Source organism: Bradyrhizobium sp. IC3195, from assembly GCF_020193585.1.
Lineage (GTDB): Bacteria > Pseudomonadota > Alphaproteobacteria > Rhizobiales > Xanthobacteraceae > Bradyrhizobium > Bradyrhizobium yuanmingense.
The window spans coordinates 1-25,218 of record NZ_JADYVG010000029.1 but is presented as its reverse complement, the minus strand read 5'-3'; the positions used below and the strand labels follow the sequence as shown (position 1 = coordinate 25,218).

General features: G+C 65.2%; 24 protein-coding genes. 12 read left to right on the top strand and 12 right to left on the bottom strand.

All coding sequences use genetic code 11. From position 1 onward, the window contains the following. Position 1: 1 nt before the first annotated feature. The 3 genes from I6F09_RS33740 (at position 2) to recQ (ending at position 3,957) form a co-directional block, all read left to right on the top strand. Complete coding sequence (locus I6F09_RS33740; RefSeq protein ID WP_225189941.1) at positions 2-1,000, top strand: homoserine O-succinyltransferase; 999 nt, start codon at positions 2-4, stop codon at positions 998-1,000. Between the two features lie 106 nt (positions 1,001-1,106). Further along, positions 1,107-1,850, top strand: coding sequence for a polysaccharide deacetylase family protein (locus tag I6F09_RS33735; protein WP_346730136.1), 744 nt, complete (start codon positions 1,107-1,109; stop codon positions 1,848-1,850). 241 nt (positions 1,851-2,091) lie between these two features. Continuing rightward, positions 2,092-3,957, top strand: coding sequence for a DNA helicase RecQ (gene recQ, locus I6F09_RS33730; RefSeq protein WP_225189939.1), 1,866 nt, complete (start codon positions 2,092-2,094; stop codon positions 3,955-3,957). Positions 3,958-4,096: 139 nt separating this feature from the next. Here recQ and I6F09_RS33725 read toward each other — a convergent pair whose 3' ends face one another. Beyond that, the gene (locus tag I6F09_RS33725) at positions 4,097-5,113 is read right to left on the bottom strand and encodes a 1-aminocyclopropane-1-carboxylate deaminase (protein ID WP_225189938.1); all 1,017 of its coding nucleotides are present in this window, start codon (positions 5,111-5,113) and stop codon (positions 4,097-4,099) included. A gap of 158 nt (positions 5,114-5,271) precedes the next feature. Between I6F09_RS33725 and I6F09_RS33720 the strand changes: the two genes are divergently transcribed. The 3 genes from I6F09_RS33720 to I6F09_RS33710 all read left to right on the top strand — a co-directional run bounded on the left by I6F09_RS33720 (position 5,272) and on the right by I6F09_RS33710 (position 7,613). Further along, positions 5,272-5,736, top strand: a complete 465-nt coding sequence (locus I6F09_RS33720) for an Lrp/AsnC family transcriptional regulator (protein WP_036014765.1) — start codon at positions 5,272-5,274, stop codon at positions 5,734-5,736. Between the two features lie 44 nt (positions 5,737-5,780). Next, a complete protein-coding gene (locus I6F09_RS33715; protein ID WP_109141754.1) occupies positions 5,781-6,944 on the top strand; it encodes a PLP-dependent cysteine synthase family protein in 1,164 nt (387 codons plus the stop codon). Positions 6,945-7,052: 108 nt separating this feature from the next. Then, entirely contained in the window at positions 7,053-7,613 is a 561-nt protein-coding gene (locus I6F09_RS33710) for a carboxymuconolactone decarboxylase family protein (RefSeq protein WP_036014759.1), read from the top strand. Here the strand turns inward: I6F09_RS33710 and I6F09_RS33705 are convergent. Continuing rightward, a complete protein-coding gene (locus I6F09_RS33705) occupies positions 7,610-8,473 on the bottom strand; it encodes a hypothetical protein (protein ID WP_225189970.1) in 864 nt (287 codons plus the stop codon). The genes I6F09_RS33710 and I6F09_RS33705 overlap by 4 nt on opposite strands. 210 nt (positions 8,474-8,683) lie before the next feature. On the opposite strand from I6F09_RS33705, the gene I6F09_RS33700 reads away from it, so the two are divergent. Beyond that, positions 8,684-8,932, top strand: coding sequence for a hypothetical protein (locus tag I6F09_RS33700; protein WP_036014770.1), 249 nt, complete (start codon positions 8,684-8,686; stop codon positions 8,930-8,932). Positions 8,933-8,941: 9 nt separating this feature from the next. Here I6F09_RS33700 and I6F09_RS33695 read toward each other — a convergent pair whose 3' ends face one another. Then, positions 8,942-9,877, bottom strand: coding sequence for an alpha/beta hydrolase (locus I6F09_RS33695; RefSeq protein ID WP_225189937.1), 936 nt, complete (start codon positions 9,875-9,877; stop codon positions 8,942-8,944). Between the two features lie 220 nt (positions 9,878-10,097). On the opposite strand from I6F09_RS33695, the gene I6F09_RS33690 reads away from it, so the two are divergent. Then, entirely contained in the window at positions 10,098-10,985 is an 888-nt protein-coding gene (locus I6F09_RS33690) for a branched-chain amino acid aminotransferase (RefSeq protein ID WP_225137170.1), read from the top strand. A 104-nt stretch (positions 10,986-11,089) separates the two neighbouring features. On the opposite strand, the gene I6F09_RS33685 is transcribed toward I6F09_RS33690, so the two are convergent. Together I6F09_RS33685 and phaR are read right to left on the bottom strand one after the other, a co-directional pair. Beyond that, positions 11,090-11,611, bottom strand: coding sequence for a class I SAM-dependent methyltransferase (locus tag I6F09_RS33685; protein ID WP_225189936.1), 522 nt, complete (start codon positions 11,609-11,611; stop codon positions 11,090-11,092). A 137-nt stretch (positions 11,612-11,748) separates the two neighbouring features. Then, the gene (phaR, locus tag I6F09_RS33680; protein WP_036014750.1) at positions 11,749-12,339 is read right to left on the bottom strand and encodes a polyhydroxyalkanoate synthesis repressor PhaR; all 591 of its coding nucleotides are present in this window, start codon (positions 12,337-12,339) and stop codon (positions 11,749-11,751) included. Between the two features lie 312 nt (positions 12,340-12,651). Here phaR and I6F09_RS33675 point away from each other — a divergent pair, with 312 nt between their 5' ends. The 3 genes from I6F09_RS33675 (at position 12,652) to I6F09_RS33665 (ending at position 15,811) form a co-directional block, all read left to right on the top strand. Beyond that, positions 12,652-13,830, top strand: a complete 1,179-nt coding sequence (locus I6F09_RS33675) for an acetyl-CoA C-acetyltransferase (protein ID WP_036026194.1) — start codon at positions 12,652-12,654, stop codon at positions 13,828-13,830. A 243-nt stretch (positions 13,831-14,073) separates the two neighbouring features. Further along, positions 14,074-14,799 carry an acetoacetyl-CoA reductase gene (phbB, locus tag I6F09_RS33670; RefSeq protein WP_036014745.1) on the top strand — a complete coding sequence of 242 codons (726 nt, stop codon included), beginning with the start codon at positions 14,074-14,076 and terminating at the stop codon, positions 14,797-14,799. Positions 14,800-14,941: 142 nt separating this feature from the next. Beyond that, complete coding sequence (locus I6F09_RS33665; RefSeq protein ID WP_225189935.1) at positions 14,942-15,811, top strand: EamA family transporter; 870 nt, start codon at positions 14,942-14,944, stop codon at positions 15,809-15,811. A gap of 11 nt (positions 15,812-15,822) precedes the next feature. On the opposite strand, the gene I6F09_RS33660 is transcribed toward I6F09_RS33665, so the two are convergent. Then, positions 15,823-16,245, bottom strand: a complete 423-nt coding sequence (locus I6F09_RS33660; RefSeq protein ID WP_225129837.1) for a cupin domain-containing protein — start codon at positions 16,243-16,245, stop codon at positions 15,823-15,825. A 36-nt stretch (positions 16,246-16,281) separates the two neighbouring features. Next, positions 16,282-17,049, bottom strand: a complete 768-nt coding sequence (gloB, locus tag I6F09_RS33655) for a hydroxyacylglutathione hydrolase (RefSeq protein WP_225189934.1) — start codon at positions 17,047-17,049, stop codon at positions 16,282-16,284. Positions 17,050-17,157: 108 nt separating this feature from the next. On the opposite strand from gloB, the gene I6F09_RS33650 reads away from it, so the two are divergent. Continuing rightward, complete coding sequence (locus I6F09_RS33650; RefSeq protein ID WP_036014737.1) at positions 17,158-17,904, top strand: methyltransferase domain-containing protein; 747 nt, start codon at positions 17,158-17,160, stop codon at positions 17,902-17,904. A 110-nt stretch (positions 17,905-18,014) separates the two neighbouring features. Here the strand turns inward: I6F09_RS33650 and I6F09_RS33645 are convergent, their stop codons facing one another. The 5 genes from I6F09_RS33645 to I6F09_RS33625 all read right to left on the bottom strand — a co-directional run bounded on the left by I6F09_RS33645 (position 18,015) and on the right by I6F09_RS33625 (position 25,125). Then, positions 18,015-18,773, bottom strand: coding sequence for a DUF4167 domain-containing protein (locus I6F09_RS33645; RefSeq protein WP_036042629.1), 759 nt, complete (start codon positions 18,771-18,773; stop codon positions 18,015-18,017). Between the two features lie 461 nt (positions 18,774-19,234). Then, entirely contained in the window at positions 19,235-20,116 is an 882-nt protein-coding gene (prmC, locus tag I6F09_RS33640) for a peptide chain release factor N(5)-glutamine methyltransferase (RefSeq protein ID WP_225137158.1), read from the bottom strand. A gap of 3 nt (positions 20,117-20,119) precedes the next feature. Beyond that, complete coding sequence (gene prfA / locus I6F09_RS33635; RefSeq protein ID WP_225113766.1) at positions 20,120-21,205, bottom strand: peptide chain release factor 1; 1,086 nt, start codon at positions 21,203-21,205, stop codon at positions 20,120-20,122. A 59-nt stretch (positions 21,206-21,264) separates the two neighbouring features. Next, entirely contained in the window at positions 21,265-23,532 is a 2,268-nt protein-coding gene (ptsP, locus tag I6F09_RS33630; RefSeq protein WP_036014720.1) for a phosphoenolpyruvate--protein phosphotransferase, read from the bottom strand. A gap of 336 nt (positions 23,533-23,868) precedes the next feature. Continuing rightward, positions 23,869-25,125, bottom strand: coding sequence for an aspartate kinase (locus I6F09_RS33625; protein ID WP_036014718.1), 1,257 nt, complete (start codon positions 25,123-25,125; stop codon positions 23,869-23,871). Between the last annotated feature and the right edge of the window lie 93 nt (positions 25,126-25,218).

The window sequence follows — 25,218 nt, the reverse complement described above, 5'->3', positions numbered from 1 at the left end:
CATGACGATCTTGATCGACAAGGATCAGGTCATCGCGGGCCCGACGCTGGTGCCGGCCGCGCACGATCTCGCGCGCGATGCCGGCGCCGAACTCACCATCGGCCTCGTCAACAACATGCCGGATGCCGCGTTGAAGGCGACCGAGCGGCAGTTCATGAAGCTGCTTCTGGCCGCGGCGGGCTCGCGCCGTATCCGCTTCCACTGCTTCTCGCTTCCCGGCGTGAAGCGGTCGCCGGAAGCCAAGTGGCACGTTGAGAGCGAGTATTCCAACCTTTCCGATCTCGAGCACGGCAAATTCGATGGGTTGATCGTGACGGGCGCAGAGCCGATCGCGCCCGAGCTCGACGGGGAGCCGTACTGGCGCGACCTCACCAACCTGATCGACTGGGCCAAGGCCAACACGCGTTCGACGATCTGGTCGTGCCTTGCCGCGCATGCCGCGGTGCTGCATCTCGACAATATTGAACGGCGGCGGCTGCCGGCAAAATGTCACGGCATTTTCGATTGCGGCGTCGTGACGGACGATTTGCTGACCCGCTCTGCGCCCGCACCGCTCAAGGTCTCGCATTCACGTCTGAACGAGATCGCCGAGAGCGACCTCGTGCACGCCGGTTATCAGGTGCTGACACGCTCACAGGAGGCTGGCGTCGACGTCTTCGTTCGCCAATATGCCAGCCGCTTCGTGTTCTTCCAGGGTCACCCCGAATATGACGCGCTGTCGCTGCAGCGCGAATATCTGCGTGACATCGGCCGCTATCTCGCGCGGGAGCGGGAGACCTATCCGCGCCTGCCGGTGAGTTATTTTGACGCAGCGACTGAAGAGAAGCTGGCTCGGTTCGAGAAGAAGGCGGCGCACCAGCGCCATCCGGCGCTCAGCAACGAGCTGCCCGCGCTGAACCTGCGCGCCGATATCGGCGCTGGCGACGCGGCGGCGGTGCTCTTCCGCAATTGGTTGCGTTATCTCGGCGCGGACGCCGACGCGTCGATGTCGGTGCGCTAGCCGAAGCGCTCTTGGTTCGGCGTTAGGATTACCCGGGCGTTAGGCTTGCCTCGACCTGGGCACGAATGTTTCAGTAGAGCAAGAAGGCATCACAGGAAACGCAGTCGTGTGGTCGGCACTCAAGGGACGCGTGAGCAATCGGTTGGCTCGGCATTTCCGCGCCGCGCCGCACCGGCTGGCCGCGCATGCGGCGATGGTGAGCTTCACGTTCGACGATGCCCCCGATAGCGCCGCGGGCGAGGGCGCCGAGCTACTGGAGCGGCATGGCGGCCGCGGCACCTATTACCTCGCCGGCAGCCTGATCGGTCGGCCGTCGGAGCATTGGCACGGCCTCTCGGATGATGCGATCGTCCGGCTTCACCGCGCCGGGCACGAGATCGCCTGCCACACCTTCTCGCATCAGAGCTCGGCGACGCTCGACGAAGCCGCCATGGCGCGCGAGATCGAACGAAACCGCAGCCATCTCCGCGGCATCGATGGCTCGATCACGCTGGAGAATTTCGCCTATCCCTATGGCATCGCCTCGGTGTGGCGCAAGCCGCAGCTGACAAAGGCCTTCCGTTCCGCGCGCGGCATTCTTCCCGGCGTCAACAGCGGCGTCATCGACCTCCAATTCCTGCGCGCCTCCCCCTTGGTCGATTGCGAGATCGACGAGGCGGGCGTCGATCGCTATTTCGACGAGGCGGTCGCGAGCGGCGGCTGGCTGATCTTCTACGGCCACGACGTCACCGACAGGCCGAGCCCCTATGGCTGCACGCCGCATCTGATGCGTCATGCGCTTGAGGCGGCCGGCAGACGCAACATGCCGATCGTGACCGTCGCAGAAGCGCTGCGACGGATCGGGGCGTAGCCTCTTCTTCCCTTCTCCCCTTGTGGGAGAAGGTGGCGCGAAGCGCCGGATGAGGGGTATGTCTCCACAAGCTCATATCTGCGTTCGCGGATAGAACCCCTCACCCACCTCGCTTCGCGAGGCACCCTCTCCCACAAGGGGAGAGGGAAGAGTCGTGCCTCGCCTCCAAACAGTCTTGCCACGGCCACACCAGCATGCGACTGGCCTTGTGACGAATCCCACGGCCTGATCTGCTCCGCCCATGTCCGCTCCCTCCAACGCCCCACTGCCTGCGCCGCCCGATAGCCGCGACGTGCTGTCGGTGCTGCATTCGGTATTCGGCCTGCCCGGATTCCGCGGCGCGCAGGGCGAGATCATCCGCCACGTCGCGGGTGGCGGCAATTGCCTGGTCTTGATGCCGACCGGCGGCGGCAAGTCGCTGTGCTATCAGCTTCCATCCTTGCTGCGCGAAGGCTGCGGCATCGTGGTCTCGCCGTTGATCGCCCTGATGCGCGACCAGGTCGCCGGCCTGATCGAGGCCGGCGTCAATGCCGCCGCGCTGAACTCGTCGCTGACGCCGCAGGAGGCCTCCGACATCGAACGCCGCCTGCTCGCCGGCGATCTCGACCTGCTCTATGTCGCGCCGGAACGGCTGGTCACGCCGCGCTGCCTGTCGCTGCTGGCTCAGGCGAAGGTGGCGCTGTTCGCGATCGACGAGGCGCATTGCGTCTCGCAATGGGGTCACGATTTCCGGCCCGAATATGTCGGCCTTTCCGTCATCGCCGAGCGCTTTCCCGACGTGCCGCGCATCGCGCTGACCGCGACCGCCGACGAGCTGACGCGCAAGGAGATCGTCGAGCGGCTGCAGCTGACGGGCGCGCCGCAGTTCGTCTCCAGCTTCGACCGGCCCAACATCCGCTATGAGATCGTCGAAAAGCGCAATGCGGTGTCGCAGCTGAAAGAATTCATCCGCGAGCGCCACATGGGCGATGCCGGCGTGGTCTATTGCCTGTCGCGCACCCGCGTCGAGGAGGTCGCCGCCGCGCTTGCCGAGGCCGGCATTGCGGCGCTGCCCTACCACGCCGGGCTCGACGGGGCGGTGCGCTCGCGCAACCAGGATCGCTTCCTCAACGAGGACGGCATCGTTATCGTCGCGACCATCGCCTTCGGCATGGGCATCGACAAGCCCGACGTGCGCTTCGTCGCCCATCTCGACCTGCCCAAGAGCATCGAGGCCTATTACCAGGAGACCGGACGCGCCGGCCGTGACGGCAAGCCGTCGGCGGCGTGGATGACCTACGGCCTCTCCGACATCGTGCAGCAGCGCCGCATGATCGACGAATCGGCCGGATCGGAGGATTTCAAGCGGGTCTCGATCGGCAAGCTCGATGCGCTGGTCGGCCTCGCCGAGACGCCGCATTGCCGGCGCCGGCGCCTGCTCGCCTATTTCGGCGAGATCGTGATGGGCGAGAGCTGCGGCAATTGCGACAATTGCCTGACGCCGCCGAAGATGCGCGACGGCAAGGTGCTGGCGCAGAAGCTGCTGTCCTGCGTCTATCGCACCAGGCAGCGTTTCGGCGCCATGCATTTGATCGACGTGCTGGTCGGACGCCTGACCGAGAAGGTCACACAGTTCGGTCACGACAAGCTGTCGGTGTTCGGCATTGGCCGCGAGCTCAACGAGAAGCAGTGGCGCACGGTGCTGCGGCAAGTGGTGGCGATGGGCCATTTGCGCAGCGACAGCGAAGCCTACGGCGCGCTCAAGCTGACGGAGTCTTCGCGCGGCGTGCTGCGCGGCGAGACCGAGGTCTGGCTGCGCGAGGAGGCGCCCGGCACGCGGGTTCGCGCCAGCCGGGCCACGTCACGCCGCGGTGACCTCGCGCCCGCGGCGAGCGCGCCGCGAGGCGACGTCGATCCCGAATTGCGCGCGCGGCTGCGCGCCTGGCGGTCAGAAATCGCGCGCGAACGCGGCGTGCCGGCCTATGTGGTGCTGCACGATGCCACCATCGACGGCATCGTCCGGGCCTGGCCGACGACGCTGGACGAGCTTCGCAACGTGCCGGGGATCGGCGACAAGAAGCTCGAGCACTACGGCGATGAGCTGCTGCAGATCGTCAGGACGCGGTAGCCACGATCGCAGCTGCTGTAGCCCGGATGGAGCGAAGCGCAATCCGGGACAGTCACTTCGTATGGTGGGAATCCCGGATTACGCTTCGCTCCATCCGGGCTACGAAGAGAGGCGAGAGTCGTCTCGCCTCCCTTATGACTCACCCATTCCTAAACGCATACGCGTACCCGTTCAGCGCGGGCGCGCCGCCGAGATGGGCGTAGAGGATCTTCGCGCCCCTCTCGAAATAGCCCTTTTTCGCGAGATCGATCAGGCCCTGCATCGACTTGCCCTCGTAGACAGGGTCGGTGATCATGCCTTCGAGGCGCGCGGTGAGGCGGATCGCCTCCTTGGTCTCCTCCGATGGCACGCCATAGGCGGGATAGGCGTAGTCCTCGATCAGCACGACGTCCTCAGTGACGAGGTCCTTGCCGAGCTCGACGAGCTTTGCCGTGTTCTGCGCGATCTCGAGCACCTGGGCCTTGGTCTGTGCCGGCGTGAAGGAGGCATCGATGCCGATCACCTTTCGCGCACGGGCGTCCGCCGCAAACCCGACCAGCATGCCGGCATGGGTGGAGCCGGTGACGGTGCAGACGACGATGTAGTCGAACTTGAAGCCGAGCTCGGCTTCCTGCTTGCGCACCTCCTCGGCAAAGCCGACATAGCCGAGGCCGCCAAACTTATGCACGGAGGCGCCGGCGGGAATGGCGTAGGGCTTGCCGCCCGCGGCCTTCACTTCCTCGATCGCCTGCTCCCAGCTCTTGCGGATGCCGATGTCGAAGCCGTCGTCGACCAGGCGCACGTCGGCGCCCATGATGCGCGAGAGCATGATGTTGCCGACGCGATCATAGACTGCGTCTTCGTGCGGCACCCAGGCTTCCTGCACCAGGCGGCATCTCATGCCGAGCTTGGCCGCGACGGCCGCGATCATGCGGGTGTGGTTGGATTGCACGCCGCCGATCGAGACCAGCGTATCGGCATTGGAGGCGATCGCATCGGGGATAATGTATTCGAGCTTGCGCAGCTTGTTGCCGCCATAGGCGAGGCCGGAATTGCAGTCCTCGCGCTTGGCATAGACCTCGACTTGGCCGCCGAGATGTTTTGACAAGCGCTCCAGCTTCTCGATGGGCGTCGGGCCGAAGGTCAAAGGATAGCGCGGAAATTTGTCCAGCTTCATGGGTCATCTCGATTGGCGTTGGTGTTGCGGCTTCCCTAGCATCACGTCGGGAAAATGTGCTCTCGAATATTGCGGCCATGTTGCACGGCTTCTTGCGAAAGTTGTGATAATTGCTAACATTCCTTCCAGAACAGCACCTATTTTCGGAAGTTTCTTTCATGGCTGCCCGACTCGACCGCACCGACCTCAAGATATTGAGATTGCTTCAGAATAACGGTCGGCTCAGCAACGCCGAGCTGGCCGAAACGGTCGCGATCAGCCCCGCCACCTGCCACCGTCGCACCCAGCGCCTGTTCGAGGACGGCTTCATCGCCACTGTCCGCGCCATGGTCGCGCCGAAGAAGGTGGCCAAGGGCACGCTGGTGATGGTCGGCGTCGTGCTCGACCGCTCGACGCCAGAGAGCTTTGCCACCTTCGAGCAGGCCGTTGCAAAGCTGAAGTTCGTGCTCGACTGCCACCTCGTCGCCGGCGATTTCGATTACTTCCTCAAGATCCGCGTCGGCGACATGGAGGATTTCAATCGCATCCACGGCGAGCAGCTGATCGCGCTCCCCGGCGTGCGCCAGACCCGGACCTTCTTCGTGATGAAGGAAGTCGTCGACAACGCGCCGCTGGAATTTTAGGCGCAGCTATTGATGCGCTATCCGCATCATGAGAGATTCGCCCGATGCAGACATTCCCCTTCCGCCAGCACAATCCGGCCGGGCCGGCCTATCGGCGCGGCTGGGTCGACGAGGCCGTGGCCGCGATCGAGGCCGACCAGTGCCGCACCGCCGACACGCATCTGATCCGGCTGATCGTGCCGGCGCTATCGGGCATCGACATCTATCTGAAGGATGAGTCCACGCATCCGACCGGCAGCCTAAAGCATCGCCTCGCGCGCTCGCTGTTCCTCTATGCGCTCTGCAACGGCCACATCCGCGAAGGCACGCCCGTGGTCGAGGCCTCGTCGGGATCAACCGCGGTGTCGGAGGCCTATTTCGCTGAGATGATCGGCGTGCCCTTCTACGCCGTGATGCCGCGCACGACCTCGGCGGAGAAGATCGCCGCGATCGAGCATTATGGCGGCAATTGCCATTTGATCGACGACGGCCGCGCGCTCTATGCGGAAGCCGCGGCACTCGCCGCCCGGCTGGACGGCCACTACATGGATCAGTTCACCTTTGCCGAGCGGGCCACCGACTGGCGCGGCAACAACAACATCGCCGAGTCCATCTTCACGCAGTTGCAGGGCGAGCCGCGGCCGATTCCGGACTGGATCGTGATGGGCGCCGGCACCGGCGGCACGTCGGCCACCATCGGACGTTATCTGCGGTATCGGCAATATCCGACCCGGCTGTGCGTCGCCGATGTCGAGCATTCCGCGTTCTTCGATTGCTTCCGCACGCTGGACCGCTCCCGTGTTTGCGACCGCCCGTCGCTGATCGAGGGCGTCGGTCGCCCCCGCTGCGAGCCGTCCTTCGTGCCCGGCGTGGTCGATCGCATGATGAAGATCCCGGATGCGGCAACGGTCGCGGCGATGAACGTGCTGTCGCGACGGCTGCGCCGTGCGGTCGGCGGCTCCACCGGCACCAACTTCCTGGCGCTGTGCCGGCTCGCCTCGGAGATGCGCCAGGCGAGCGTCACGGGATCGTTGGTGACGCTGATCTGCGATTCCGGCGAGCGCTACCGGCAGACCTATTACGAGCCCGCTTGGCTCGCCGCGCGCGGCCTCGATCCGGCGCCGTTCGAGGCGGCGCTGTCGTCGTTCCTCGCCACAGGTGAGCCACTGGCGCTGGACGTCGACGACGTGGTCAATCCTCAAAGCCTGCAAAACCCCACGGCGTCATAGCGAGATCTGCCTGGCATTTGCGAAATCGCACGGTCGTCACGGCAACTTCACTTGCCTTGCGCAGGCATGCAGGTGACGGTTGCGTCTTCTCAACGAGGAGACCCTACCGTGCGCCTTCCCATTCTCGATCCGAAAGAGCTAACCGACGAACAGAAGCCGCTCTATGACGACATGCGGGCCGGCATGAAGGACCACTTCAAGGGTTTTGTGAACATGCGCGAGGACGGCGCGTTGCTCGGGCCCTGGAATCCCTGGATCCGCGAGCCGCGCTTCGGCAAGCCGGTGTGGGAGCTGGTCAAGGCGATTGCGTCGAACCCGCTGCTGCCCGCGGCCGTACGCGAGGTCGCGATCCTCGTCACCGGCTCGCATTTCCGCTCCGGTTACGAGCTCTACGCTCATGTGCTGGTGGCCGAGCAGCGTGGCCTCTCCGACGAGAAGCTCGCGACCATCGTTGCCGGCCAGCGGCCGGTGGACCTCACCAAGCAGGAAGCCGTCGCCTACGACATGGCTTCGGCACTGGTCAGCGGCGGCGTGCTGCCGGAGCTGACTTGGCGTGCGGCGGTGAAGGAATTCGGCGAGCACGGCGCGGCCGAGCTGTCCTATCTCGTCGGCGTCTACTGCATGGTCTCGGTCACGCTCAACACCTTCGACGTGCCGGTGCCTGACTAGTTGCGCACGGCGTAGAGCGGTGTGCGCAACGTGACCTGATAGGACGGCTTCGGCATCCAGGCGATCTGCGCGGTGATGCCGAACAGGCGGTTGTCGTTGTCGTCCATGCGATCGAGGTCGAGCCGCAGGACCGGCTGGGTGAAGGATTCCGCGAGCGTCCGGCCCGCGAGCTGCGCGCCGCCGAACGACTGCATGCCGAGGCGCCCGGTGAACTTCCAGTTGCTCGGCCATTGATAGTAGCCGCCGGCATAGAGGATTGTATTCGGCCGGATCGTGGCGAACGGGCTGGCGATGGTGACGGTGGTGTATTGCAGGCCGGCGAGCCAGCCCCGTGTCTCGTCCTCGTCGACCGCGTAGTCGAATTCCACGATGTTGTTGAAGGAGTTCGTCATGCCCTGCTCGTTGGGCACCGACTGCGTCAGGGTCGATTGCAGCGTGATGGTCGGGATCTTCCCGCCATTCTGCTGGTAGAGATCGGCCTGCACGCCGATGTTCCAGCTCGTGATGTCGAAGGACGACCAGCCGCCGCCGATATCCGTCGTCGTGCCGGATACGCCGCCGTAGAGCGAAACGCGGTCGCTGACGTCGACGGTCAGCGGCAGGTCGATCGCAATCGATTTCGCGGCCGGCAGTCCATTCGGCAGCGACGTGCCTCGTTGCGCCGCCAGGGCTTGGAATGCGGCTGACAGAGAGGTGTTGCCGAAGCCGAGCGCGAGCGTGCCAGCGGGGATCGTCGCATAGATGGTGCGGAGATCGAGATAGATGTTCGGGACCGCCGGCTTTTCCTCCTCATCGTCGGCAGCGAAGGCGCCGCCGGCGGGGACCGCCAGACACAGGAGTCCCGCTGCGGCAGCGCGCAACGCACGACGGGATTGGCTGCGAAAAGGCACGTGACGATCCGACGCGTGGCGATCTGAAGGTGGAACCGTTGTTAGATGGAACGTGATCGCTCGATTGGTCAAGCGCTATCCGCAAGCGATGGACGGCGCGGATGTGCGCGGTTACCCTGGCGTGATCGCACTGACACACTCGCCCGCCACAGTGCAGGCCGAAGAATGGAGGAGACAGCCATGAACACGTCACGCCGCATCCTGCTCACCGGTCTGGCGGGGCTTGCCGTTACTCCCGGTGCTGCGGTGGCTGCTGCACCCATAGCCGAGCCCGGCAAGGCGACTGTTGCGGAGGAACGTTTCGCGCGCACGATTGCGGCGGCGCATGCGCCCGACCGCACCTGCGCATGGCAGGCGGAGCATTATGCGGAAGCGCACTGGCCGGAATATGTCGCGGCGGCGCGCGCGGTGATCGGCGCGCGCGTATGATTGACGCTGTCAGGTCTTCACCGCGCGCCGCACCTGTTCGCCGATTTGCGACAGCACGAGCTGTGCCTGCGGCAGGATTGCGCCCATGGCGTGGAAATTGTGAACCATGCCATCGTGGCAGACATGCTCGACCGCGACCCCCGCGGCGAGCAGCTTGCGGGCATAGGCATTGCCCTCGTCACGCATCGGGTCATATTCGGCGGTGTGGATGATTGCGGTCGGCAGGCCCGTGAGGCGTGTTGCGCGCAAGGGAGAGACGCGGGGATCGGCGGTATCGATGCCGTCAGGCAGATAATCGGAAAGATCGGCTTCGATCGTGGCGCGATCGATCAGATGGCCCTGGGCAAAGGCTTCGCGCGAAGGCGAGGTTTCCTCGAAATCCAGCACCGGGCAGATCAGGCACTGCGCGGCGATGGAGAGGCCAGCGGTCTGCGCCGCATTCTGGCACACGATCGCCGCGAGTGTGGCGCCGGCGGAATCGCCGCCGACCACAAGGCGGTCCGCGTCGATGCCGAGCGATGCCGCCTCGCGCGCCACCCATTCGGTGGCGGCGATCGCGTCGTCGACCGCGGCGGGGAATCTGTGCTCCGGCGCGAGCCGGTAATCGACCGACACGAGGCGGCAGCCGGTGGCATGCGCCAGCGCCGCGGCGATGCGCTCGTGCGTCGCAATGCTGCCGGCGACGAGCCCGCCGCCATGAAAGAACACGAAGCCCGGTGCGGGCGCTTCAATGCCTGCCGGCGCGTACAGGCGATAGGGCAGCTCGCCGCCGGGACCGGGCAGCCTGCCGTCGGAGGTCGTCACATCCGGCGCCTCGGCCCGGGCGAACTGCATCAGCTTTGCCAGCGATTGCCGCCGCACCTCCACACTCGGGCGGCTCCGCGCCTGCGGCGCAGCCGCAGCCATCATGGTCAACAAACGCTTTGCGAGCGGATCCAGCGGCATGGATTCTTCCTTCTCCCCTTGTGGGAGAAGGTGGCGCGCAGCGCCGGATGAGGGGTTTTCTCCGCAGGTGAGTTCGCGGATGGATACCCCTCACCCGTCTCGCCGCTACGCGGCGAGCCACCCTCTCCCACAAGGGGAGAGGGTAACTCACCATTTCCTCGCAGCAAATCGTTTAGAAATTGGGACAATAGTGCCGGATCGTTCGAAAAGGAGGCCGGTCATGGCCGAGATCAAGAAGCCCATCGACTACTCGCCGAGCTGGACCTTCTTCGAGGGCAAATGGCACGAGGGCAACGTGCCGATCATGGGGCCGCGCACCCATGCGGCCTGGCTCGGCTCGATCGTGTTCGACGGCGCTCGCGCTTTCGAGGGCGTCGCACCGGATCTCGACCGTCACGTCGCCCGCGCCAATCAATCCGCGATCAGTTTCGGCCTGAAGCCGGTGGTCGATACCGACACTTGGCTGTCGCTCGCGAACGAAGGCATCGCGCGCTTTGCCGGAAATGCCGAGCTCTATATCCGTCCGATGTACTGGGCGCAGAACGGAAGCGGCGGCGGCGTGCTGTTCGACCCCGAGACCACCAATTGGTGCCTGTGCATCTACGAAGCGCCGATGCCAAAGCCCGTCGGCAACGCGATCACCTTGTCGCCGTTTCGTAGGCCGACGGCCGAATGCGCGCCGGTCGAAGCCAAGGCCGCCTGCCTCTACCCGAACAATTCGCGCGCACTCGCCGAAGCTGCCTCGCGCGGCTTCCAGAACGCGCTGATGCTCGACATGCTCGGCAACGTCGCCGAGTTCGGCAATTCCAACGTGTTCATGGCCAGGGACGGCGTGGTGTTCACGCCGGTGCCGAACGGCACCTTCCTCAACGGCATCACGCGCCAGCGCGTCATCAGCCTGCTTCGCGCCGACGGCGTCACCGTGGTCGAGAAGACGCTGCGCTACGCCGATTTCCTGACCGCCGACGAGATCTTTTCGACCGGCAATTTCGCCAAGGTCGCGCCCGTGATCCGCATCGACGAGCGCGAGCTGAAGCCGGGCCCGTTCTACGCCAAGGCGCGCAAGCTCTACTGGGACTTTGCGCATGCCGTGAAGATGGCGGCTTGATCCGGAGTCTCTGTCGTCATGCCCGGGCTTGTCCCGGGGATCCACGTTCTTCGCGTCGCGCGTCAAGACGTGGATGGCCGGGTCAAGCCCGGCCATGACGAGAACTATTTCTGCCGCCGAAACCGGCTGAACTGAAACGCCTGCGTCGAATGCCACGGCGTGTGGTGCGTCTCGCTGCGCGTCTCGACCAGTTTAAATTCCGGCCCGAGCTCCGCCGCAAGGCTCGCGCTGTCGTGGCGCTGCACCGGCAGGCCGCTGCATTTCTCGGGACCAGCGGGTGCAAACGTCGCAATGATGACGTGGCCGCCAGGTCTGACCGCCGACCGCAGGCGCTCCACGTAAGCGACCCTGTCGCGCGGGTCAGTCAGGAAGTGAAACGCTGCGCGATCGTGCCAGACATCGTAGGTCCTGGTCGGACGCCACGTCGTGGCATCGGCAACGATCCAGTCGACCGTCGAAGCGGCCGGACCGATGCGCTTCTTCGCCGCCGCGAGCGCATGGGCAGAAAGATCCAGCACGGCGATGTCGCGATAGCCGTCCTGCAACAGCGCATCGACCAGGCGCGATGCGCCGCCGCCGACATCGATGATGGTCGTGTCGCGATCGGAGCCGGCTGCGCGAATCATCGCGAGCGAGATCGCGGGGCTATCCTGATACCAGCTGACCTCGGCCTCGCCCTTGGTGGCGTAGACATGGTCCCAATGGTTGCTTCGGTCAGACGTGGCTCGCCCTCCCGCGTACAGGGGCCGGCGCGAATGAAAGACTATTCGTCCTTCTTCGACATCCGCTCGAGGCGCTCCTGCATTTCCTTCATCTGCTGGCGCAGCTCGTCGATGTTGCTGTCCTTCGGCGCCTCGGCATTCGCATCGGGCTCCGGCTCGGGGCTGGCCGCCGGACGGGGCGCAGCGAACGGCTTGAACATCGAGAAGGTTTGCTGGAACAGCTCCATGTTGCGGCGGACTTGCTCTTCCAACGGAGCAAAAGGAGTGCCGGACAGCGTATTGGCGATCTGCTTGCGGAACTTCTCCTGCTCCTGGGTCAGGGTCGCGATCGACTGCTCCAGATATTTCGGCACCACCATCTGCATGCTGTCGCCATAGAAGCGGATCAGCTGGCGAAGGAAGGTGGTCGGCAACAGGTTCTGGCCGGCCTTGTTCTCCTGCTCGAAGATGATCTGGGCGAGCACGGAGCGGGTGATGTCGTCGCCGGTCTTGGCGTCATAGACCAGGAAGTCTTCGCCGTCCTTGACCATCGCGGCGAGGTCTTCGAGCGTCACATAGGTGCTCGTTCCGGTGTTATAGAGCCGGCGGTTCGCGTATTTCTTGATTGTGGTGGGTTGGTCTGATTTCGCCATGGGCTCTCACTTGCAAACGCGGAGAACGGGAACCTGTCGGGCAATGCCGCAGGGCGGGAAGAGTACGCAACGCAACAAAATAAGCATTTTCAAAGGGCTCACGCTACCGTTTTGTGCGGCACGGTTAATTGCAGAGCAAAATCCTGCTTGCGAAAACGCCAAGAACGCTATTTTGAATGCGCTGCGGTATGAATTCGGGCCCCGGCCGATTGACATGCCTCAACGACGTTAACAGGATGGCTGACGAGACTGGCGATCGCTTTCCAGCCCGCCTGCCCCCTTCACAAGAACCTCAAGCCCCAGGAGATGCCCATGTCAGACGATGTCGTCATCGTCAGCGCCGCCCGCACCCCGGTCGGAAGCTTCAACGGAGCCTTCGCGACCCTACCCGCCCATGACCTCGGCGCCGTCGCCATCAAGGCCGCGCTGGAGCGCGCCGGCATCGAGCCCGGCCGGGTCTCCGAAGTGATCATGGGGCAGATCCTGACCGCCGCCCAAGGCCAGAACCCGGCCCGCCAGGCGTCGATCGGCGCCGGCATTCCGGTGGAGAGCCCGGCTTGGGGCGTCAATCAGCTGTGCGGCTCGGGCCTGCGCACGGTTGCGCTCGGCTACCAGGCGCTGCTCAACGGCGATTCCGAGATCGTGGTCGCCGGCGGGCAGGAATCGATGAGCATGGCCCCGCACGCCCAGCATCTGCGCGGCGGCGTGAAGATGGGCGGCCTGGAGCTGGTCGACACCATGATCAAGGACGGCCTGTGGGATGCCTTCAACGGCTACCACATGGGCAACACCGCCGAGAACGTCGCGCGGCAATGGCAGATCACGCGTGCCCAGCAGGACGAGTTCGCCGTGGCCTCGCAGCAGAAGGCCGAGGCGGCGCAGAAGGCCGGCAAGTTCAACGACGAGATCGTCCCCGTCACCATCAAGACCCGCAAGGGCGACGTCGTCGTCAGCGCCGACGAATATCCGCGCCATGGCGCCACGCTCGACGCGATGGCCAAGCTCAAGCCCGCCTTCGAGAAGGATGGCACGGTGACCGCGGGCTCGGCCTCGGGCATCAACGACGGCGCTGCCGCCGTGGTGCTGATGACCGCCAAGCAGGCCGCCAAGGAAGGCAAGAAGCCGCTGGCGCGGATCGTGTCCTGGGCGCAGGCCGGCGTCGATCCGAAGATCATGGGCTCGGGCCCGATCCCGGCCTCGCGCGCCGCGCTGAAGAAGGCCGGCTGGAGCGTCGGCGATCTCGATTTGATCGAGGCCAACGAAGCCTTCGCGGCACAGGCCTGCGCGGTCAACAAGGACCTCGGCTGGGATACCTCCAAGGTCAACGTCAACGGCGGTGCGATCGCGATCGGCCATCCGGTCGGCGCGTCCGGCGCACGCGTGCTGGTGACGCTGCTGCACGAAATGCAGAAGCGCGATTCGAAGAAGGGCTTGGCCACGCTGTGCATCGGCGGCGGCATGGGCATCGCCATGTGTGTGGCGCGCGACTGATCTTACGCGCAGCTGACGGGTGCGCCGCACACGTCAGCGCGTGCGTTGCACGCGACTAAAAAGGCAGCGGTTGCAAATCAAATATTCTTCGCAACCCGACAAGCCTCGACTAAAGAAAAACGCCCGGCTCGATGCCGGGCGTTTTGTTCTTGATGTCCGTCAAACCAACCGCATAATCCGTAGCTAAAAAGCGATCACGTCAGAAAAGTCCGAAGCGTCCAAGGAAGAGGGAAGGAATACGACATGGCACGTGTTGCATTGGTGACGGGTGGTACGCGGGGCATCGGTGCTGCGATCAGCAAGGCGCTGAAGGCCGCCGGCTACAAGGTTGCGGCGAGCTATGCCGGCAACGACGCTGCCGCGGAGAAATTCAAGGCCGAGACCGGCATTGCGGTTTACAAGTGGGACGTCAGCAGTTTCGAGGCCTGCGCCGAGGGCGTGAAGAAGGTCGAGGCCGAGGTCGGCCCGGTCGACGTGCTGGTCAACAATGCCGGCATCACCAAGGACGGTGCCTTCCACAAGATGACGCTTGAGCAGTGGAACGCCGTCATCAACACCAATCTCGGCTCGCTATTCAACATGTCGCGCCAGGTGATCGAAGGCATGCGCGGGCGCAAGTTCGGTCGCATCATCAACATTTCCTCGATCAACGGCCAGAAGGGGCAGTTCGGACAGGTCAACTACTCCGCAGCGAAAGCCGGCGAGATCGGTTTCACCAAGGCCCTGGCGCTGGAGAACGCCAAGGGCGGCATCACCGTGAATGCGATCTGTCCCGGCTACATCAATACCGAGATGGTGCAGGCAGTGCCGAAGGACGTGCTGGAGAAGGCGATCCTGCCGCTGATTCCGATCGGCCGTCTCGGCGAGCCCGAAGAGATCGCGCGTGCCGTCGTGTTCCTCGCCGCGGATGAAGCCGGCGCCATCACCGGCTCGACGCTCTCGGTCAACGGCGGCCAGTACATGGTGTGATGCGATCGCATCACGCAGGCTGATATTGTCCACATCGTCATGCCCGGGCTTGTCCCGGGCATCCACGGCCTTACAACAGCCGTCGCCACGGAAGAACGTGGATGGCCGGGACAAGCCCGGCCATGACGGAAACATTGGGCCAATGACTCCCCGCACTGCCACGCTGATCGGTCTGACCGCGATCCTGATGTGGTCGCTGCTGTCGGTAATGACGGTGGCGACCGGAAAGATCCCGGCGTTTCAGCTCGCTGCGATGACCTTCGCGATCGGCGGTGTCGTCGGCCTGCTCACCTGGATCGGTCGGAGCGAGGCGGCGAGAAGCTTGCGGCAACCGCTCGCCGTCTGGATCGTCGGCGTCGGCGGCCTGTTTGGCTATCACGCGCTGTATTTCCTCGCGCTGCGCTTCGCCCCGCCGGCCGAAGCCGGCCTTCTGAATTACCTGTGGCCGCTCTTGATCGTGCTGTTCTCGTCCTTCCTGCCGGGCGAGCGGCTGGCGGCGCACCACATCATCGGCGCCGTGCTCGGCCTCGTCGGCACGGTGCTGCTGTTCGCCGGCAACACCAGCGGTTTTGCGCCTGGAGCTGTGCCGGGTCTCATCGCGGCCTTCATCGCGGCGTTCGTCTGGGCGACCTATTCGGTGCTGTCGCGCCGGTTGAAAGCGGTGCCGACCGATGCGGTTGCGGGCTTCTGTCTTGCCACGGCAATATTGGCCGCGCTGATGCATGGTCTGCTTGAAACCACGGTCTGGCCGGAGACCACGGTGCAATGGCTCTCGGTCATCGCACTCGGCATCGGCCCGGTCGGTGCTGCGTTCTACGCCTGGGACATCGGCATGAAGCGCGGCGACATCCGTGTGCTCGGCGCCGCCTCCTACGCGACGCCATTGCTCTCGACGGGATTCCTCATCGCTGCCGGTTTCGCCAAGGCCAGCGCCAACATCGCCCTTGCTGCGATCTTCATTGCCGGGGGCGGCCTGATCGCGGCCAAGGACATGGTGCTGCGGAAGCGATGATTGGAGCGGAGCTACGGCTCCCAGCCGGACGGCGCGAGCTCGAAGCCTGCGAACTCGAATGCGGGTGCCACGGTGCAGCCGACCAGCGTCCACTCGCCGGTGGTTTCCGCCATCTGCCAGGCCCGCGCAGGCACGATCGCCTGCGGCCGCTCACCGCCGCCGAGGTCGGCGCCGAGCCGCACCTCGTGCTGCGAGCAGCCGTCATGGGCGATGCGCAGCGTCAAGGGGCTGCCGGCGTAATAGTGCCACGTCTCCACCGCATCGACGCGATGCCAGTGCGAACGCTCGCCGCGCGCGAGCAGGAAGTAGATCAGCGTCGAGCGCGAACGCCCGTTGGCGTCCGTGCTCTGGTCGCGAAACGTCTCGCGATAATGTCCGCCTTCCGGATGCGGGCGGAGCTCGAGGCGTGCGATGATCTCGGCTGCGGTCGGCATCGATCCTCGTCGGGAGTGTGCTTCAGGACTTGTGCGTCAGGATTTATTCTTGCGCTCGCGCAGTTCGCCGAACACCGCAGCGGGATCCGCGCCCTTCATATGCAGCTTGGCCGCGACCGCCGGCTCATCGGCGCGCAGGAACACGTTGGCGCGCTTCTCCTCGCCGAGCAGCGAGGGAATGGTCGGCTTGTTCTCGGCGCGCAGCTTTGTCACCTCCGCGGCGCGCGCCTGCAGCGCCGCGTTGTCCGGCTCGATGGTGAGCGCGAACTTGACGTTGGACGCCGTGTATTCGTGGCCGCAATAGAGCTTGAAGTCGTCGGGCAGGGCGCGCAGCTTCAGCAGCGAATCCCACATCATCGGATAGGTGCCCTCGAACACGCGGCCGCAGCCGATCGAGAACAGCGTGTCGGCGGCGAACACCGTCTTCTCATTGTCGAACACGTAGGAGATGTGGTCGAGCGTGTGGCCGGGCGTCTCCACGACACGCGCCAGCAGATTGCCGATCTTGACCACGTCGGCATTGGCGACGCGTTGGTCGACGTTGGCGATCTTCGTGGTCTTGTCGTGCGGCGCGACGACGCGGCAATTGTATTTCTGCTTGAGCTCGGCGACCCCGCCGACATGATCGCCATGATGATGGGTGATCAGAATGTCGGTGAGCTGCCAGCCCTCGCGCTCCAGGGCCTTGAGGATCGGGCCGGCCTCCGGCGCGTCGATCGAGGCCGTCGCTTTGGTTGCCACATCGTGGATCAGATAACCGAAATTGTCGTTTAAACAGTTGAAAGTACGAATTTCGGCGGCCATGTCATCTCCATCGCGCTCAGCCCCGCCAGACAAATATGGCGTTAACGTTGCGCAGGCAATGCAATATTCCGCGCGCAGCGGCGCCCTGGCGCATGTTACATTGCGGTCATGACCATCGACGTCGTCGACCTCCGCGAGTTCTATTCCCGCCGCCTCGGCATCGTGGCGCGGCAAATGATCAATCGCGGCATCAGGGAGCGTTGGCCCAGCGCCGAGGGCCAGCGCGTGCTCGGCGTCGGCTATCCCACACCCTATCTGGGGTTGTTCCGCGAGGACGCCGAGCGCTGCCTCGCCTTCATGCCGGCGGCGCAGGGTGTCCTGAAATGGCCGACGGGACGGCCCGCGCTGGCCTCGCTGGTGGATGAGTTCTCGCTGCCGCTTCCCGACGCCGCGGTCGACCGCATTCTCCTGGTGCACGCGCTGGAGATGTCGGACGATCCGGCCGCATTGCTGCGCGAGGTGTGGCGCGTGCTGTCGCCCTCTGGGCGCGTCATCGCCGTGATCCCGAACCGGCGTGGGGTGTGGACCCGCACCGACAGCACGCCGTTCGGCCATGGCCGGCCCTATTCGCGCTCGCAGATCACCGAGCTGTTGCGCCAGACCTGGTTCACGCCGACCGCTTGGGGCGAGGCGCTGTTCATGCCGCCTTACGCCGGCGGTTGGGTGTTGAAATCGGCCCAGATGTGGGAACGTGCCGGTGCCGCGCTGTCACTGCCCTTTGCCGGCGTCCACATCGTGGAGGCGACCAAGCAGGTCTACCGCGCGATCCCCGCCAAGCGCGAGCGGGCGCGGCTGATTCCCTCGCTCGCCAAGCCGGTGCTGGTGCCATCCTCGACGACGGTGACGCGCAGTTAGCTTCACCTCTCCCTTCGGGAGAGGTGGGTCTGTGCCCGGCCAACGCACAGCATCAAAAGCAAATCGTCCCGGCGAGGCCGGGACGATTCGAGTCGGAAAGTCAGAAGAGCTTACTCGCCCGGGGCGACTTCGTCGCTGGAAGCGACCGGAGCGGCTTCACGCTCCGGGCGCGGGCCATGCGGCCGGCGCCGCCGGCGCGGATAGCGCTCGCCGCCACCGCCGCCCTCGAAGCCGCCCTGATTGCCGTTCACCTGCGGCTGCGCGCCGGTGATGAAGGAGGGTAGGCGGTCGACGCCGCCATCGGCGATGACCGGCTGCGGCTGGTTGGCGGGTTGCGGCTGATATTGCGGCTGCGGACGGTGATCGCGTTCGCGGTGCTCGCGCGGCTGCTGATTGTCGCGCTGATAGGGCGGCTGGTTGTCGCGCGGCTGGTGATCACGCTGGTGATGATCGCGTTGGCCGTCGCGGTCGCGCATGAAGGGCTGCGGCTGGGGCTGCGGGACGAAGCCGGGCTCCTGGCCGAAGGCCGAGAAATTCTCACCGTCGTCCTCGCCCTCGTCGCTGCTGGCGATGGGCTCATCGCCGCGCGGCTGCTGGTTCTGACGGAACTGCTCCTGAGCCGCCGCGATCAGGCGGAAATAATGCTCGGCGTGCTGGTAGTAGTTCTCGGCTGCAACGGGATCGCCGGAGGAGCGCGCGTCACGTGCAAGCTGGAGATACTTTTCGGCAATGTGCGAAGCAGTGCCGCGAATCTTGATGTCGGGTCCGTTGGATTCGTAGACCCGGGTCATCGGGTTCTGGCCGCGCCGGTTGTTGTTGTTATTGTTGTTGCGGTTGCGCATCCGCTGCTTGTTCTGACCGTTTCTCATGTCCTGCCTTTAATTCCAGCCCTAAAGGTTGCACGCATTACTGATTGCTAGGAGTGACCTGGTGACAGTGGCTCACATGTCTTGCGCGCACCGCGCAAAAGCGGATCCAACCCTGCCGATGTTCGTCGACCGTCGCGTTCAACAAAGACGCGTTCCCCACCCGCCAGCATCCATTGCCAGCGAACCCATTCATTTCGCCTGCCGAAACAAGCCCAGCTTTCTTGCGTAAGTGTTCAAGCGCAATATCAGGCTTTCGTTCACTTGCGGTCGGAGAGAGCAGCGCAGCTCCACGGGCCATCGCGCTCAACAGGACCTGCGGCTTGGAACCTTCAATCAGTAAAGCTCTCGCCCGAGAGCCCGGCTTTCGCCCGTAGGTCTACGGGGCCGGCACCGATGTGTTGACCGGAACGTAGTCGTTCCCACGGGATATTCCAAGTGGTTTTTGCAGGCCAATCGGGCTTTTATGGGGGCATTTTTCGGGCCGAAACGGCCCGCGGAATGCCCGCCAAGTCGGCCTTGGGTGACCTGTCCAGCGATAACGCGGCGGCCCTCATCAAGGTTTCAATATTTTGGGCCTGGCCCTGTCCAGCCTCGACGACCAGGGCGCCGCCGGGGGCGAGCCGCTCGCTCGCCTGCGGGATCAGGGCGCGATAGGCGTCGTATCCGTCATTGCCGCCGTCGAGCGCCAGATGCGGGTCGTGCTCGCGCACCTCGATGCTCAATTTCGGAATTTCAGCCGAGGGAATATAGGGCGGATTCGAGACGATGAGGTCGAACGGGCCACCGAGCGCCGCGGCGTAGGAACAGGCGACGAAGGCGGCGCGGTCGGCGAGTCCCAGCGCCGCGGAATTGTCCCTGGCGGTTATGAGCGCGTTCTGGCTGAGATCGGTACCGACGCCGAACGCATCGGGGATTTCGTGCAGCAGCGCGAGCAGGATCGCGCCCGAGCCGGTGCCGATGTCGGCGATCCGCGGCGGGTGAGATGCCTGCCGCTCGCGGAGAATCTCGAGCGCAAGCTCGACCACGGTCTCGGTATCGGGGCGCGGCACCAGGGTTGCTTCCGACAGGCGGAACGGCAAGCCCCAGAATTCGCGCGTCCCGAGAATGCGCGACACCGGCTCGCCGGCGATGCGGCGCTGTGCATGTTGCGTGAGCCGCGATGCTTCGGCCGCGGTCAGGAGACGGGCCGCCTGCGTGACCAGGCCGGTGAGGTCGAGGCCGAGTGCCGCACTGATCAGGATGCGCGCGTCGAGCTCGGCTTCGTCGAGCCGTGCCGATCTCAGTTGCGCAGCCAGCGCCCGCCGCGCGCTCTCGATGGATTGTCCGGTGAAGGGGTTGCTCACGCCTCAGGCCGCCGCGCCTTGCGCAGCGAGCTGTGCGGCCTGGTGCTCCGTCGTCAGTGCGTCGATCAGTTCGCCGAGCGCTTCACCCGCGATCACCTGCGGCAGCTTGTAGAGCGTGAGGTTGATGCGATGATCGGTGACGCGTCCTTGCGGAAAATTGTAGGTGCGGATGCGCTCGGAGCGGTCGCCGGAGCCGACCTTCTCCTTGCGCTCGGCCGAGCGCGCCGCCTCGACGCGTTGCCGCTCGGCGTCATAGATGCGCGAGCGCAGGATGTTCATGGCGGAGGCGCGATTCTTGTGCTGCGAGCGGCTGTCCTGCATCATCACCACGATGCCGGTCGGGATGTGGGTGATGCGGATCGCCGATTCCGTCTTGTTGACGTGCTGGCCACCGGCGCCCCCTGCGCGCATGGTTTCGATGCGCAGGTCGTCGTTCTTGATGTCCACGTCGACGTCCTCGACCTCGGGCAGCACGGCGACCGTCGCGGCGGAGGTGTGGATGCGCCCCTGCGTCTCGGTGTCGGGCACGCGCTGGACGCGGTGCACGCCGGATTCGAATTTCAGCTTGGAGAATGCGCCGCGGCCCTGGATCTCGGCGATGATTTCCTTGTAGCCGCCGACGGTGCCTTCACTGGCGGAGATCACCTCGACCTTCCAGCCCTGCAAGCTGGCGAAGCGCTCGTACATCCGGAACAGGTCGCCGGCGAACAGCGAAGCCTCGTCGCCGCCGGTGCCGGCGCGGATTTCCAGCATGACGTTGCGGTCGTCCATGGCGTCCTTGGGCAGGAGCGCGACGCGGATCTTCTGGACCAGTTCCTCGATTTTCGGCGCGAGCTCGTCGCGTTCGGCTTCCGCCATGCCGCGCATCTCGGCATCGGTGGCGGCATCGGCGATCAACGCGTCGGTGTCGGCGAGCTCCTTGACGGCGGCGCGATAGGACTTCACCGCCTCGATCAGGGGCGTGAGCTCGGCGAGCTCGCGCGTGATCTGCACGTAACGCTCGGAGGCGAGCTGTCCGAGCGACTCGGCCTCGAGCGAAGCGTGATGCGCGAGCAGGACGTCCAGTTTGGCTTCGGGAAGTGACGACATCGGTTCTGTCTCAAAGTGCGGAAGGAGGCGAGGGCGGCGGGAAGCTGGCGACAGGCCCGCTACAACGCAAGGCCCTCGGCCTCGGCAAATTCCGTCAGCTTCTGCCGGATCGAGACGCTGCCCGCAGGCGCATCCAGCAGAGGGCCCAGCATCGCTTCGGCCTTCTTGGCGTCGAGGTCGAGCACCATCGCCTTGACCGGGCCGAGCGCGGTCGCCGAGAGCGAGAGCGAGCGGTAGCCCAGCGCAATCAGCGCCAGTGCGCCGATCGGCTTGGAGGCCATCTCGCCGCACAGCGAGAGCGACTTCTGCGCCGCGTGCGCCTTGCGCGCGATGTCACGCAAGGCGCGCATGATCGGCGCCGACATGGTGTCGAAGCGCTCGGAGACCTTGGCGTTGCCGCGGTCGACCGCGAACAGGAACTGGAACAGATCGTTGGAGCCGACCGAGATGAAATCGACCTTCTTCAATAGCTCGTCGAGCTGGTAGAGCAGGGCGGGCACCTCGACCATGGTGCCGATGTCGATTCGTTCAGGCAGCGTGTGGCCGTGCTGGCGGAGGTATGTGAGCTCGCGCTCGACCAGCGCCTTGGCCGAGTCGAATTCGGCGACCTCCGAGATCATCGGGAACATGATGCGCAGCGCGCGGCCGCCGCCGGCGCGCAGCAGCGCGCGGATTTGGCCGCGCAACAGGCCGGGACGATCGAGCCCGAGCCGGATCGCGCGCCAGCCGAGCGCGGGGTTTTCCTCGATCACCGCTTCCATATAGGGCAGCGCCTTGTCGCCGCCGATATCGAGCGTGCGGAAGGTGACGGGCTTAGGTCCGGCGGCATCGAGCACGGTGCGATAGAGCGCGAGCTGGTCGCTGGTGCGCGGCAGGCTCTGACCGACCATGAATTGCAGCTCGGTGCGGAACAGGCCGATGCCGGCACTGCCGGTGTCCTCGATATGCGGCAGGTCGATCGCAAGACCTGCGTTGATCATCAGCTCGACCTTCTGGCCGTCCCTGGTGACGCAGGGCCGGTCGCGCAGCGCCAGGTACTGCGCCTGGCGGCGGGCGCGGAAGCGCACGCGCTCGGCGAAGGCCGCCTCGATCTCCTGCGACGGGCGCACATAGATCGAGCCCGAGGTGCCGTCGACGATGATGGCGTCGCCGGGATCGGCGATTCCAGGCGCGTTCGGCACCTCGCCGACCGCAGGGATGCCCAGCGCCCGCGCCACGATCGAGACGTGCGAGTTCGCGGTGCCTTCCTCCAGCACGATGCCGCGCAGGCGCTTGCGGTCGTAGTCGAGCAGCGCCGCCGGGCCCATCGCGCGGGCGATGACGATGGCGTTGTCGGGCAGCTGCTCGCGCGAGGGCGCATGATCCTGGCCGACCAGCTGCCGCATCAGGCGGTAGCCGAGGTCTTCCAGATCGTGCAGCCGGTCGCGCAAATAGGGGTCGGTCGAGCGCAGCATGCGCGCGCGGGTGTCCGACTGGACGCGCTCGACCGCGGCTTCCGCGGTGAGGCCGGTCGCGACCGCCTCGTGCAGCTTGTGCGACCAGCCCTGGTCGTTGGCGAACATGCGATAGGCTTCAAGCACCTCACGGTGCTCGCCGCCTTCGGCGACGTCGCCGCGCTCCAGCATGCGGTCGAGATCGGCACGCAGCTTGGCGAGCGCAGTATCGAGCCGCTTGATCTCCTTCGGCAGGTCTTCGGCGATGTAGTCCTTGATGACGACGCGCGGCTCGTGCAGCACGACATGGCCGAGCGCGATGCCCTCCGACAGGATGGCACCGACTTTCTGCGCCGAATGGCGCGCCGCCGGCTCCTGGCCCGGCTGCGCCAGCGCGGAGAGTTCGCCGGAGGCGATCAGCTCGGCCAGCACCATCGCGGTGGTCTGGAGCGCCTCGAGCTCCTCCTCGACATAATTGCGCTTGGCGCGATTCTGCACCACCAGCACGCCGAGCGTGTTGCCGGCGCGCAGGATCGGCACGCCGAGGAAGGAATGGTAGATTTCTTCGCCGGTCTCGGGCCGGAACGAGAACGCCGGGTGGCTCTGCGCGTCGCTCAAATTGAGCGGCGTCGCCTCGCTGGCGACGAGGCCGACCAGGCCCTCATGGGCGCTGAGCACGGTGTGGTGCACCGCCTCGCGGTTGAGACCTTCGGTGGCGTAGAGCTCGAGCGTATTGTCGATGCGCAGCACATAGACCGAGCACACCTCGGCCACCATGTTGGCGGCGATCAGCACCACGATCTTGTCCAGCCGCTCCTGGGCCGAGACCTGCTCCGCCATGGTCTCGCGGAGCCGTCTCAACAAGACGCGGGGACCTCCCGACGCGCTCCGCATGAACCGTCAATCTCCTCCATCGGCCGGGCCCGGCGATATCGGCCGGCGGCTGGACCAAAATTCCAGAAAAACAATCAAATTGTTTGTCCGGCGCAGGCACAAGCCCAAATCCACGGGAGATTGAGTGCTCGTACCGAATCAGCGCCGCCTGAACTGGGACACAGTCTGCGGCAGCCCACCCTGTCCGCCGTATAGCGAATTGAGGCTTGTTTTGCCAAGCAAAACGCCTGCCAAACGCGAAGGTGTGTACACCTTCGCGTTTGCTGCGACCGCTAAGAGAAAATTAGCCTTTTGGCACTGTCCGGAAAAGTGCGAAGCGGTTTTCCGGAAAGACCGTCAGGTCTGATCGAGACCGTAGAGCGTATGCAAGGTGCGCACCGCAAGCTCGGTATAGGCGGTATCGATCAAGACCGAAAATTTGATCTCGGAGGTTGTAATGGCCCGAATGTTGATGTTCCGCCCGGCGAGCGCCGAGAACGCCTGGGCGGCGACGCCGGCATGGCTGCGCATGCCGCTGCCGATCACCGAGATCTTGGCGACATCGGTGGCGGTATCGAGCCGCGCATAGCCGATCTTGGCCTTGGCTGCGGTAATCGTATCCTTGGCGCGGGTGAAGTCGGCGGCCGGCACGGTGAAGGTGAGGTCGGTGGTCTTGCCGTCCTCGGACACATTCTGCACGATCATGTCGACGTTGATATTGGCATCAGCCAGCGGGCCGAAGATCGAGGCCGCAACGCCGGGCTTGTCCTCGATCTGGCGCACCGAGATCTGAGCCTCGTCCTTGGAGAAGGCGATACCGGTGACGACGTGGCTTTCCATGATCTCCTCCTCGCTGCAGATCAGCGTGCCGGGCGGCTGGTTGGCATGCGGGTCGATATCCTCGGGCTTATCGAAGCTCGAGCGGACGAAGATCGGCATGTTGTGGACCATGCCGAGTTCCACCGAGCGGACCTGGAGCACCTTGGCGCCCTGCGAGGCCAGTTCCAGCATGTCTTCGAATGCGATCTTGTCGAGCCTCTTGGCCTTCGGCACGATTCGCGGGTCGGTGGTGTAGACGCCGTCGACGTCGGTGTAGATGTCGCAGCGGTCGGCCTTGACGGCGGCGGCGATCGCCACGGCCGAGGTGTCGGAGCCGCCACGGCCGAGCGTGGTGATGCGACCCGTCTCGGGGTTGATGCCCTGGAAGCCGGCGATGACCGCGACCTCCTTTCGGTCCTTGAAGCGCTTGATGATCTCGCTGCCGTCGATGTCCTCGATCCGGGCCGAGGCATGGGCGTCGCTGGTCTTGATCGGGATCTGCCAGCCCTGCCACGAGCGGGCTTGGATGCCCATGCCCTGGAGCACGATGGCAAGAAGGCCGGACGTCACCTGTTCGCCCGAGGCGACCACGGCGTCATATTCGCGCGCGTCGTGCATCGGCGAGGCCTCGGTGCACCAGGCGACCAGCTCGTTGGTCTTGCCGGCCATCGCCGAGACGACCACGGCCACTTCGTGGCCGGCATCGACCTCACGCTTCACATGGCGTGCGACGTTGCGGATACGTTCGATGTTGGCGACGGACGTGCCGCCGAATTTCATCACGAGGCGGCTCATGACGACGCGTGCATTCCTTCATAAGGATCAGTATGGTGGCCCGCACTGGACGGGTGCCTCGGGGACACCGACCGCGCGTATACAGAGCGGCGG

What these genes read in the sequence shown, in the direction of transcription:
- I6F09_RS33725 (WP_225189938.1), bottom strand. Translation starts at nt 5,113, where the DNA reads ATGAAGCTGGACAAATTTCCGCGCTATCCTTTGACCTTCGGCCCGACG.
- I6F09_RS33685 (WP_225189936.1), bottom strand. Translation starts at nt 11,611, where the DNA reads ATGATTCGCGCAGCCGGCTCCGATCGCGACACGACCATCATCGATGTC.
- I6F09_RS33665 (WP_225189935.1), top strand. Translation starts at nt 14,942, where the DNA reads ATGACTCCCCGCACTGCCACGCTGATCGGTCTGACCGCGATCCTGATG.
- I6F09_RS33645 (WP_036042629.1), bottom strand. Translation starts at nt 18,773, where the DNA reads ATGAGAAACGGTCAGAACAAGCAGCGGATGCGCAACCGCAACAACAAT.
- I6F09_RS33675 (WP_036026194.1), top strand. Translation starts at nt 12,652, where the DNA reads ATGTCAGACGATGTCGTCATCGTCAGCGCCGCCCGCACCCCGGTCGGA.
- phbB (WP_036014745.1), top strand. Translation starts at nt 14,074, where the DNA reads ATGGCACGTGTTGCATTGGTGACGGGTGGTACGCGGGGCATCGGTGCT.
- I6F09_RS33695 (WP_225189937.1), bottom strand. Translation starts at nt 9,877, where the DNA reads ATGCCGCTGGATCCGCTCGCAAAGCGTTTGTTGACCATGATGGCTGCG.
- I6F09_RS33715 (WP_109141754.1), top strand. Translation starts at nt 5,781, where the DNA reads ATGCAGACATTCCCCTTCCGCCAGCACAATCCGGCCGGGCCGGCCTAT.
- I6F09_RS33720 (WP_036014765.1), top strand. Translation starts at nt 5,272, where the DNA reads ATGGCTGCCCGACTCGACCGCACCGACCTCAAGATATTGAGATTGCTT.
- I6F09_RS33660 (WP_225129837.1), bottom strand. Translation starts at nt 16,245, where the DNA reads ATGCCGACCGCAGCCGAGATCATCGCACGCCTCGAGCTCCGCCCGCAT.
- I6F09_RS33740 (WP_225189941.1), top strand. Translation starts at nt 2, where the DNA reads ATGACGATCTTGATCGACAAGGATCAGGTCATCGCGGGCCCGACGCTG.
- I6F09_RS33690 (WP_225137170.1), top strand. Translation starts at nt 10,098, where the DNA reads ATGGCCGAGATCAAGAAGCCCATCGACTACTCGCCGAGCTGGACCTTC.
- ptsP (WP_036014720.1), bottom strand. Translation starts at nt 23,532, where the DNA reads ATGCGGAGCGCGTCGGGAGGTCCCCGCGTCTTGTTGAGACGGCTCCGC.
- prfA (WP_225113766.1), bottom strand. Translation starts at nt 21,205, where the DNA reads ATGTCGTCACTTCCCGAAGCCAAACTGGACGTCCTGCTCGCGCATCAC.
- I6F09_RS33625 (WP_036014718.1), bottom strand. Translation starts at nt 25,125, where the DNA reads ATGAGCCGCCTCGTGATGAAATTCGGCGGCACGTCCGTCGCCAACATC.
- phaR (WP_036014750.1), bottom strand. Translation starts at nt 12,339, where the DNA reads ATGGCGAAATCAGACCAACCCACCACAATCAAGAAATACGCGAACCGC.
- I6F09_RS33650 (WP_036014737.1), top strand. Translation starts at nt 17,158, where the DNA reads ATGACCATCGACGTCGTCGACCTCCGCGAGTTCTATTCCCGCCGCCTC.
- gloB (WP_225189934.1), bottom strand. Translation starts at nt 17,049, where the DNA reads ATGGCCGCCGAAATTCGTACTTTCAACTGTTTAAACGACAATTTCGGT.
- recQ (WP_225189939.1), top strand. Translation starts at nt 2,092, where the DNA reads ATGTCCGCTCCCTCCAACGCCCCACTGCCTGCGCCGCCCGATAGCCGC.
- I6F09_RS33700 (WP_036014770.1), top strand. Translation starts at nt 8,684, where the DNA reads ATGAACACGTCACGCCGCATCCTGCTCACCGGTCTGGCGGGGCTTGCC.